General features: G+C 55.8%; 1 protein-coding gene and 1 pseudogene. One reads left to right on the plus strand and one right to left on the minus strand.

The features are described from left to right. Window positions 1-208: pseudogene (locus tag A9513_RS36350) on the minus strand (hypothetical protein); the annotation flags it as partial. A 264-nt stretch (window positions 209-472) separates the two neighbouring features. On the opposite strand from A9513_RS36350, the gene A9513_RS36650 reads away from it, so the two are divergent. Next, a partial coding sequence (locus A9513_RS36650) for a hypothetical protein (RefSeq protein WP_255302895.1) occupies window positions 473-572 on the plus strand: 100 nt, incomplete at its 3' end.

A 572-nucleotide genomic window follows, 5' to 3' on the forward strand; every position in this document is an offset into this window, starting at 1 on the left:
CTCCGTCAACCGGTGTGACGTTAACGGTTGGTACGAGAGCTCCGACGATCAATACCGCGGGAGCGGATGCATAGATGACGATCTCATCAGCATTCGCATTCGCGACCAGGTACTGCGAGGCTTGTTCAGCATCCACGTACCAATGATCATCTGGATTCATTGGCGCGGTCGCGAGCGCAATTAGGTCCTTGGATTCAAATCGGCGCATCTTCCCTCTCGCACTACCATTGGTTCGGTGGAGCTTAATCTCCGCTCCGGCACTATACAGGTCAATCCCATAAAGGTTCGCAAGGCACCTTGGCTAACCACGCTCTACTCTCCAAAGCCAATAGGCTCACGCACAGTCGACAGGCTTTGTCACATGCTGCCGTGTGAGGGTTGATGAGAGCGACCGCTAGTGGCCCAGGCTGTGTAAAAACGTTGGCATCGACCTTGCTGTGATTTGATGGATTCGAAATCAGCGGGGGCGCCAATGAAGCGTTTTATCCAGGGAGAGCATCGAGGCCAAAGCGCGCTGCTTCCCGAGAGCCTGGATGACTACGTGGCGGACACCAACCCGGTGCGGGTGGTCG

The organism is Pseudomonas sp. AU12215 (genome assembly GCF_001675465.2).
Classification (GTDB): Bacteria; Pseudomonadota; Gammaproteobacteria; order Pseudomonadales; family Pseudomonadaceae; genus Pseudomonas; species Pseudomonas nitroreducens.